The organism is Variovorax sp. 10L421, assembly GCF_056395365.1.
On record NZ_JBFTJJ010000050.1, the window covers coordinates 1 to 9,199 of the forward strand.

The 9,199-nt window shown below is 63.4% G+C and carries 10 protein-coding genes; 4 read left to right on the forward strand and 6 right to left on the reverse strand.

Features of this window, described 5'->3' with window-relative positions; translation table 11 throughout:
- Window positions 1-171 (forward strand): integrase core domain-containing protein (locus AC1DFC_RS29365; RefSeq protein ID WP_478180539.1); only part of this gene is annotated, 171 nt, incomplete at its 5' end.
- Between the two features lie 54 nt (window positions 172-225).
- On the opposite strand, the gene sbcB is transcribed toward AC1DFC_RS29365, so the two are convergent.
- From sbcB to icd, 5 genes are all read right to left on the reverse strand, one after another.
- Entirely contained in the window at window positions 226-1,665 is a 1,440-nt protein-coding gene (gene sbcB / locus AC1DFC_RS29370) for an exodeoxyribonuclease I (protein WP_413313572.1), read from the reverse strand.
- A complete protein-coding gene (gene cls / locus AC1DFC_RS29375; protein ID WP_007838834.1) occupies window positions 1,666-3,111 on the reverse strand; it encodes a cardiolipin synthase in 1,446 nt (481 codons plus the stop codon).
- Between the two features lie 105 nt (window positions 3,112-3,216).
- A complete protein-coding gene (gene clpA / locus AC1DFC_RS29380) occupies window positions 3,217-5,538 on the reverse strand; it encodes an ATP-dependent Clp protease ATP-binding subunit ClpA (RefSeq protein ID WP_007838831.1) in 2,322 nt (773 codons plus the stop codon).
- A gap of 67 nt (window positions 5,539-5,605) precedes the next feature.
- Window positions 5,606-5,965, reverse strand: a complete 360-nt coding sequence (gene clpS / locus AC1DFC_RS29385; protein ID WP_042674481.1) for an ATP-dependent Clp protease adapter ClpS — start codon at window positions 5,963-5,965, stop codon at window positions 5,606-5,608.
- 228 nt (window positions 5,966-6,193) lie between these two features.
- On the reverse strand, window positions 6,194-7,453 hold the full coding sequence (gene icd / locus AC1DFC_RS29390) for an NADP-dependent isocitrate dehydrogenase (protein ID WP_007838827.1): 1,260 nt from the start codon (window positions 7,451-7,453) through the stop codon (window positions 6,194-6,196).
- Window positions 7,454-7,672: 219 nt separating this feature from the next.
- Between icd and AC1DFC_RS29395 the strand changes: the two genes are divergently transcribed.
- The 3 genes from AC1DFC_RS29395 (at window position 7,673) to AC1DFC_RS29405 (ending at window position 8,901) form a co-directional block, all read left to right on the forward strand.
- Window positions 7,673-7,996, forward strand: a complete 324-nt coding sequence (locus AC1DFC_RS29395; protein ID WP_413331505.1) for a cell envelope biogenesis protein TolA — start codon at window positions 7,673-7,675, stop codon at window positions 7,994-7,996.
- A 155-nt stretch (window positions 7,997-8,151) separates the two neighbouring features.
- Window positions 8,152-8,352 (forward strand): hypothetical protein, encoded by a 201-nt coding sequence (locus AC1DFC_RS29400; protein ID WP_007838823.1) that lies wholly within the window; start codon window positions 8,152-8,154, stop codon window positions 8,350-8,352.
- Window positions 8,353-8,442: 90 nt separating this feature from the next.
- Window positions 8,443-8,901 carry a DUF192 domain-containing protein gene (locus tag AC1DFC_RS29405; RefSeq protein WP_007838821.1) on the forward strand — a complete coding sequence of 153 codons (459 nt, stop codon included), beginning with the start codon at window positions 8,443-8,445 and terminating at the stop codon, window positions 8,899-8,901.
- Between the two features lie 68 nt (window positions 8,902-8,969).
- On the opposite strand, the gene AC1DFC_RS29410 is transcribed toward AC1DFC_RS29405, so the two are convergent.
- On the reverse strand, window positions 8,970-9,199 hold a 230-nt coding region (locus tag AC1DFC_RS29410; RefSeq protein ID WP_478180538.1), incomplete at its 5' end, for a superoxide dismutase.

Consider the following 9,199-nt stretch of genomic DNA (forward strand, 5'->3'; position numbering starts at 1 on the left):
CCTACCAGAACTCAGCTCACCGCCTACCAGAACTCAGCTCACCGAACCGATGCCCTGGCGAGCTGGCAGCACCACTACAACTGGCATCGCCCGCACAGCGGCATCGGCGGTATCGCGCCTATGTCCAGACTCAACTCGTCAAGAAACAACCTCTTGACGCTTCACATCTAGAGCAGCGCGCCGGGCGAGATGCTCGTATACGCGCCGATGGCGCAGCCGGCATGCTCAGGCCTCGGGCGCGATGGCCTCGGCATATTCGTATAGCGCGCCGAGGATTTCCTCTCCGCGCTCGTCGGCGTTCTCGGAGAGCGCGTCAACCTCGCTGAACAGCATCTCGATGGTGCGCGCCCCGCCTTCGCCCTTGAAGAGCTTGGCCACGCGCAGAGCTTCCCAGCGCTCGTTTTCGTCTTCGTTCAGCAGTTCCGGCCAGTTGCGTGCGCGATAGCGGAAAAGAATCTCGTCGAGCCGGCCGTCGTCGAAGCCGGTGCGGTCCTTGGCCAGCTCTTCGGGCGACAGGTTGCGCAGCTGGTTCAGGCGCCGGCGGTCGGCGTTGCCGACGAAGCCGCCGTAGAGGTCTTCGTCGACGTCGGGCGTGGCCTCCTTGGGCCGGGCGTAGACCTGCGACCAGATGGCGCTCATGTCGGGCAGGTCGCGTGCGATCGCGGCGTGGCGCATGGCAGTGTCGAGATCGACGCCCCAGCGCCCTGCCATGGCCGGCGCGAGCGTGCGCAGGTTGCCGACCACCATCGGCGACTTGTTGAGGTGGATGCCCTTCAAGGGCAGGCGCACGACACCTTCGGGCAGGTCGGCCGTGCGGGTGAAGAGGCGCAGCCGCAGGGTCTCGACGTCGATGTCGCGCAGCTCGCTCGGGTCATGGGCCAGGTCCCAGGCCAGCAGTTCGTTCTTGTTGGTGGGATGGCTGGCCAGCGGCCACATCACGGCCAGGCAGCCGCGCTCGACCGGGAACATGCCCGACACGTGCAGGAAGGGCTTTGCCGTCTCGCGCATCGCGGGCAGGCCGAGTTCGCTGGCGACGCGGTCCTTCCTGTGCAGGCCGAAGGCGAAGTCGAACAGCTTGGGTTGCCTGTCGCGGATCAGCCGGGCCAACGCGATGGTGGCACGCACGTCGGACAGCGCATCGTGCGCCGATTCGTGCAGCAGGCCGTTGGCGCGCGCCAGGTCCTCGAGCTTGAAGCTGGGCTTGCCGTCTTCCTTCTTCGGCCATTCGATGCCGTCGGGGCGCAGCGCATAGGTGAGGCGGACCACGTCGAGCAGGTCCCAGCGGCCGCAATCGTTCTGCCATTCGCGCGCGTACGGGTCGATCAGGTTGCGCCAGAACAGGAAGCGCGTGACCTCGTCGTCAAAGCGGATGGTGTTGTAGCCCACGCCGATGGTGCCGGGCTGCGAGAAGGCGCGCTCGATGTGCGCGGCGAATTCATGCTCGGGAATGCCGCGTTCCAGGCATACCTGCGGCGTGATGCCGGTGATGAGGCAGGCCTCGGGGCTGGGCAGGTAGTCCGGCGCGGGCTTGCAATAGATCATCAGCGGCTCGCCGACTTCGTTGAGTTCGGCGTCGGTGCGGATGGCCGCGAACTGCGAGGGCCGGTCGCGGCGCGGCACCGCGCCGAAGGTTTCGTAGTCGTGCCAGAGAAAGGTGTGGTTCATTCAGAGCAAGGGTGAAAACAGGCGCGCAATCGCATCGCCGAGGCGAATCCAGAAATTCTGTGGCCGGTGGGCGCGCACCGCGCCGGAACTGTGCAGGTCGGTCTCGAACTGCGCCGCCAGCGGCCGGGCCAGTTCCGGACCATAAACCACCGCGCACACCTCGAAGTTGAGGCGGAAGCTGCGGTTGTCGAAATTCGCGGTGCCGATCATCGCGCAATGGTCATCGACCACCAGGGTCTTGGAGTGCAGCATGCGCGCCTTGTACTCCCAGACCTTCACGCCGGCGGCGATCAGCTCGTCGAAATATGAGCGCGCCGCCGCACTCACGATGGCCGAGTCGCTGCGGCGCGGCACCAGCAGCCGCACGTCGACGCCGCGCAGCGCGGCGCTGGTCAGCGCCATCAGCGCGGGCTCGCCCGGCACGAAGTACGGCGTGGTGAGCCACGCGCGGTGCGTGGCCGAATGGATGGCCTCGACGTGCATGCGGTGGATGGCCTCCATCGCGTTGTCGGGGCCGCTGGTGACGATCTGCACCGGGATATCGCCGGCTTCGAGCTGCGGCAGCATCGCGCTCATCGCGTCGTCCATGCCACGCGGGTCTTCGCCGGTGGCGTAGGTCCAATCTTCGAGGAAGGTGGTCTGCAGCCAGCGCACGGCGCTGCCCTCGATGCGCAGGTGCACGTCGTGGTACGCATCGGGCCGGGTGCGCTTGTCTTCCTCATCGGTGATGTTCACGCCGCCCGTGAAACCCACCCGACCGTCGCACACAACGATCTTGCGGTGCGTGCGGTAGTTGGTCACGGGGCGCAGGCGGCGGCCGATCTTGGTGTCGTGGAACAGCGCCACCTTGACGCCCGCCTCGTGCAGCGGCGCCATGAACTTGCGACCGACGCGCTTGGAGCCCAGTGCATCGATCAGCAGGCGCACCGTCACGCCCTGCTTCGCGCGCTCGACCAGCAGGTCGCGCAGCGCGGTGCCGATCCTGTCGGGCTCGAAGATGTAGTACTCGAGGTGGACGTGGTTCCGTGCGGCGCGCACGGCCTCGAAGATCGCATCGAAGGTGCGCGCCCCGCCCGAGAGCAATTCGACATCGACCGCGCTCGACACCGGCAGCCCGCAGGTCGCCGTGCCGAGCTTCGCCATCTGCTGCAGGGCCGGCGGGGCGTTCTGCGCCGCATCGCGCAGCCGCGCCACGTCGGCCTGGGCGAAGGCGCTGGCGCGGCTGCGCAGGCGCTTGAGCCGCTGCTTTCGCAGGCGCTGCGGCCCGAGGAAGTAGTAGATGACGAAGCCCGCGAACGGCAGCAGCGCGAGCGACAGGATCCAGCTCATGGTGGACACCGGCGCGCGCTTCTGCATCACGATCCAGATCGACAGCACTGCGATGTAGCCGCTCCACGCGAGGGAGAGGCCGGTTTTCCATTCGTGGCTGAGTTCGGGGAGGATCAAGGCGAAAAAGCGGTTGGAATGGCTGTGCGATATGGCTGGCCCAAAAGAAAAAGGCCGGTGGCGATGCTACCGGCCTTTGACTTCATTCCTGGAACCGCAGTGGGCTCACCCTGCTGCTGCTTCCTCTGCTTCGGGCTTCTGCTTGCCTTCCTTCTTCGGAAGCGGCTGGATGTCGAGCAGCACTTCGTCCTTGTCGTCGAGGTCGACTTCGAGGCGGCCGCCGTCGGTCAGGCGACCGAACAGCAGTTCGTCGGCCAGTGCACGACGGATCGTGTCCTGGATCAGGCGCTGCATCGGGCGCGCGCCCATCAACGGATCGAAGCCCTTCTTCGCCAGATGCTTGCGCAGCTTGTCGCTGAAGGTGACTTCCACCTTCTTCTCGCTGAGCTGCGTTTCCAACTGGAGCAGGAACTTGTCGACCACGCGCAGGATGATGTTCTCGTCGAGCGCCTTGAAGTTGACGATGGCATCCAGCCGGTTGCGGAATTCGGGCGAGAACAGGCGCTTGATGTCGCCCATTTCGTCGCCCGCCTGGCGCGGGTTGGTGAAGCCGATGGTCGCCTTGTTCATGGTCTCGGCGCCCGCATTCGTCGTCATGATGATGATGACGTTGCGGAAGTCGGCCTTGCGTCCGTTGTTGTCGGTCAGCGTGCCATGGTCCATGACCTGCAGCAGCACGTTGAAGATGTCCGGGTGCGCCTTCTCGATTTCGTCGAGCAGCAGCACCGAGTGCGGCTTCTTCGTGACAGCCTCGGTCAGCAGGCCACCCTGGTCGAACCCGACGTAGCCCGGAGGCGCGCCGATCAGCCGGCTCACCGCATGGCGCTCCATGTACTCCGACATGTCGAAGCGGATCAGCTCGATGCCCATGATGTAGGCGAGCTGCTTCGCGGCTTCGGTCTTGCCGACGCCCGTGGGACCGGAGAACAGGAACGAGCCGATCGGCTTGTCACCCTTGCCCAGGCCGGAACGCGCCATCTTGACCGCGGAGGCCAGCACTTCGAGTGCCTTGTCCTGGCCGAACACCACGCTCTTGAGGTCGCGCTCGATGGTCTGCAGCTTGCCGCGGTCGTCGTTGCTGACGTTGGCCGGGGGAATGCGCGCGATCTTCGCGACGATTTCCTCGACTTCCGTCTTGCTGATGGTCTTCTTGCGCTTGCTCGGCGGCAGGATGCGCTGAGCAGCACCGGCTTCGTCGATGACGTCGATCGCCTTGTCGGGCAGATGGCGGTCATTGATGTACTTGGCGCTGAGCTCGGCCGCAGCCTGCAGGGCCGCCACCGCGTACTTCACGCCATGGTGCTCCTCGAAGCGCGACTTCAGGCCCTTCAGGATGTCGACGGTTTCCTGCACCGACGGCTCGACCACGTCGACCTTCTGGAAACGGCGCGACAGGGCCGCGTCTTTCTCGAAGATGCCGCGGTATTCCGTGAAGGTGGTCGCGCCGATGCACTTCAGCTGGCCGCTGGAAAGCGCCGGCTTCAGCAGGTTCGACGCATCGAGCGTGCCGCCCGAAGCCGCGCCCGCACCGATCAGGGTGTGGATTTCGTCGATGAACAGGATGGCGTTCGGCTTGTCCTTGAGCGACTTGAGCACGCCCTTCAGGCGCTGCTCGAAATCGCCGCGGTACTTGGTGCCGGCCAGCAGCGCGCCCATGTCGAGCGAAAACACGTTCGACTCGGCCAGGATCTCCGGCACGTCGCCCTGCGTGATGCGCCATGCCAGGCCCTCGGCGATGGCGGTCTTGCCCACGCCAGCTTCACCCACCAGCAGCGGGTTGTTCTTGCGCCGGCGGCACAGGATCTGGATGACGCGCTCGACCTCGTACTCGCGGCCGATCAGCGGATCGATCTTGCCGTCCTTGGCCATCTGGTTGAGGTTCTGCGTGAACTGCTCGAGCGGCGATGCCTTCTCGTTGCGTTCGCCGCCGCCTTCCTCGCCCTCGCCCGAAGGCGCTTCACCGCTGCCCTTGACGGCTTCCGGCGGATCGCTCTTCTTGATGCCGTGGGCAATGAAGTTGACCACGTCGAGGCGGGTGACGCCCTGCTGGTGCAGGTAGTACACGGCGTGCGAGTCCTTCTCGCCGAAGATCGCGACCAGCACGTTGGCGCCGGTGACTTCCTTCTTGCCGTTGCCGGTGGACTGCACATGCATGATGGCGCGCTGGATCACGCGCTGGAAACCCAGCGTGGGCTGAGTGTCTACATCGTCGGTACCCGCCACCTGGGGCGTGTTGTCCTTGATGAAGTTGGTGAGCGACGCCCGCAGGTCGTCGACGTTGGCCGAGCAGGCGCGCAGAACCTCCGCGGCGCTCGGGTTGTCCAGCAAAGCGAGCAGCAGATGCTCCACGGTGATGAACTCGTGGCGCTGCTGCCGGGCCTCGACGAAGGCCATGTGCAAGCTGACTTCCAGTTCTTGGGCAATCATGTGATTTCCTTTTGCCTTGCTGTAAATAAGTTCTCAGATGGGTTGGAGCTTGCGCAATTCAACTGGTTCATGCAACAGGTTCACTGACGCATTGGAGTGGATGCCCGGCCTGCTGTGCGGCCTCCATCACCTGGTTGACCTTGGTGGCCGCCATGTCGCGGGAATAAACCCCACAGACGCCTCGGCCATCGAGGTGGATCTTGAGCATGATCTGAGTCGCGGTTTCGCGATCCTTGCTGAAATATTCCTGCAGCACGACGATCACGAACTCCATTGGCGTGTAGTCGTCGTTCAGCATCACCACCTGGTACATCTGGGGCGGCGCGGTTTTTTGCGGCCGGCGCTCCAGGACGACCGAATCCCCGTCATCCCCGGCCGGTTTTTGGGCCGGGGGGGTGCTGGGAGTTTTTGGAATTCTCGTTGCCATGAAAATGATTCTATAGAGCGTGCAAGCGCCGTGCCGGCGCAGGAAGACTTGGTGACGTGTATTCGACAAATCAAGGGTCTTGCACCGTGAATGACGACGGAATTTCCGGAGAATTCGCCAGGAAACGAGCTCAGGCGAGCACATGAATGAAAAAGCCCCTGAACGCCTTTCGGCAGCTCAGGGGCTTGATGCTCGACGCCGGCAGGCATCGACGAGCAACCATGGCAATTACATGTGATCGATCATCACCTGCCCGAATCCCGAGCAGCTCACCTGCGTGGCGCCGTCCATCAGGCGCGCGAAATCATAGGTGACTTTCTTGCTGGCGATCGATTTCTCCATCGAGCTGATGATGAGGTCGGCGGCTTCCTTCCAGCCCATGTGGCGCAGCATCATTTCAGCCGAGAGGATTTCGGAACCGGGGTTCACATAGTCCTTGCCAGCGTACTTGGGTGCCGTGCCGTGGGTGGCCTCGAACATGGCGACGGTGTCGCTCAGGTTCGCGCCCGGGGCGATGCCGATGCCGCCCACCTGCGCGGCCAGGGCGTCGGACACGTAGTCGCCGTTGAGGTTGAGCGTGGCGATCACGCTGTACTCGGCAGGACGCAGCAGGATCTGCTGAAGGAAGGCGTCGGCAATGCTGTCCTTGACGGTGATTTCCTTGCCCGTCTTCGGGTTCTTGAACTTCATCCACGGCCCGCCGTCGATCAGTTCGGCGCCGAATTCCTTGGCGGCGAGGCCGTAGCCCCAGTCACGGAAGCCACCTTCGGTGAACTTCATGATGTTGCCCTTGTGCACCAGGGTGACGCTGGGCTTGTCGTTGTCGATGGCGTACTGGAACGCCTTGCGCACGAGACGCTCGGTACCTTCCCTCGACACGGGCTTGACGCCGATGCCCGAGGTATTGGGGAAGCGGATCTTCTTGACGCCCATTTCGTCCTGCAGGAACTTGATGAGCTTCTTCGCCTTGTCGCTCTCGGCTTCGAACTCGATGCCGGCGTAGATGTCTTCCGAGTTCTCGCGGAAGATCACCATGTTGGTCTTGTGCGGCTCGCGCACCGGGCTGGGTACGCCCTCGAAGTACTGGATGGGACGCAGGCAGACATAAAGGTCGAGTTCCTGGCGCAGCGCGACGTTCAGCGAGCGGATGCCGCCGCCGACGGGCGTGGTCAGCGGGCCCTTGATGGAAACCACATAGTCACGCACGGCGTGCAGCGTTTCCTCGGGGAGCCAGACGTCGGGACCATAGACCTTGGTCGACTTCTCGCCGGCATAGACCTCCATCCAGTGGATCTTTTTCTTGCCGCCGTAGGCCTTGGCCACCGCCGCATCCACCACTTTCAACATCACCGGGGTGATGTCCAGGCCAGTGCCGTCGCCTTCGATGAAGGGAATGACCGGTTGGTCAGGCACATTGAGCGAGTTGTCGGCGTTGACCGTGATCTTCTGGCCGTCGGTCGGGACTTTGATGTGCTGGTAACTGGTCATGAGAGGGGATGGCTCCGGAATTGACGTAATTTTTGACGACTGTCAGCGAATTCAGACACGGCGTGGATTCGCTGTACAGACTGTGAACAAATCGCTGTACATTTTAGACGCAGCCCATCAGCAAGCGTTTGTCAACCGGCGAGCCAATGGGCTCGTTAGTGGCTGACCTTCTGCTCGCCGGGAGGCGTTTCCAACCAATTCTCGATAGAGGAATCATCAATGAGCAAAATTCTCGCAGTCATGATCGCTGGCCTGTTCGCCGCTGGCGCCTACGCCCAAAACCCGGCCGGTACGACGCCCGAACAAGGTAACGCCACCAACAGCAAGTCGCAGCAACGTGCTGAAGCCAAGAAGGCTGCCAAGCCCGCTGGCCAGGTCAAGGCTGCTGGCGGCGACGAAGCCAAGACGCCCGAAGGCGGCGCCATCGGCACCGACAAGGCTGCTGCCTCTGGCGAGAAGCGCGCTGAAACCCGCGACCAGCGTCGTCGCAACAAGGACGGCAGCATCAAGCGCAAGTCGACCCAAGGCGGCACCCCGCAGTAATTCGGTCTGCCTCCCAAAAAAAAGCGCTCTTCCGAGCGCTTTTTTTTTTGATCGAGGGAGCTGCGTGGCTGTCAACCGCGCGAAACGGCTTTCGTTGAATGTCTACCTTCCGCAGGGAGGGCAATCCAGATCAACGAATTTCAAAGGATATGTTCATGAACAAGCTGCTCGCAGCCCTGGTCGCCGGTTTCTTCGCCGTCGGTGCTTTCGCTCAACAAGCCGAACCCGCGGCCGCTCCCGCCGCAGCCGCTCCCAAGATGGCCAAGCACGCGCCCGCCAAGAAGCACGCCGCTGCCAAGAAGCATAAGGTTCGCCACGTGGCCAAGGCCCACACGGCTGCCGCCAAGAAGGTGTAAGCTTTCCAGCTCACCGGCAATGCCCGCATCAGCGGGCATTTTTATTGGTTACGGGCTGGGCTTCGCCCCGCTCTGAAAGAGTTGTCCCCGATGTTCCAGCGTCTCGCCGCCCTGCTCCTCGTGTCTGCGTCCTTTTTGATGCCGGCTCATGCCCAGCAGCAACCCCAGACCGACCTGCCACGCACGCAGTTGTCGGTCGGCCTGTACAAGATCGACGCGCAGATCGCGCAAACGCCCCTGCAACGCGAAATCGGCCTGATGTTCCGCAAGGAAATGCCGCAGGCTGAAGGCATGATCTTCGTGTTCGAGCAGCCTGCAACGCAATGCTTCTGGATGCGCAACACGATCCTGCCGCTGACCGCTGCGTTCGTGGCCGAGGACGGCCGCATCGTCAACCTGGTCGACATGCAGCCCATGACCGAGAACTCGCATTGCTCGCTGGAGCCGGTGCGCTACGTGCTCGAAATGAACCAGGGCTGGTTCGCCAAGAAGAACATCAAGAAGGGAGCCAAGCTCGGCGGCGAGTTGTTCGCAGCCGGCAAGCGCTGAGCATCTGCCGTCTCAAGCCCTCAAAAAAGCCGACCCATGGGTCGGCTTTTTGCTGGAGAAACCCGGGCTCAGCCGAAGTTCTTCGCCGCGAAGTCCCAGTTCGCCAGCTTGGCCAGGAAGGTCTCGACGAACTTCGGGCGCAGGTTGCGGTAGTCGATGTAGTAGGCGTGTTCCCACACGTCCACCGTCAGCACCGGGGTGTCGCCGGTGGTCAGCGGCGTGCCCGCGGCGCCCATGTTCACGATGTCCAGCGAGCCGTCGGCCTTCTTCACCAGCCACGTCCAGCCCGAGCCGAAAT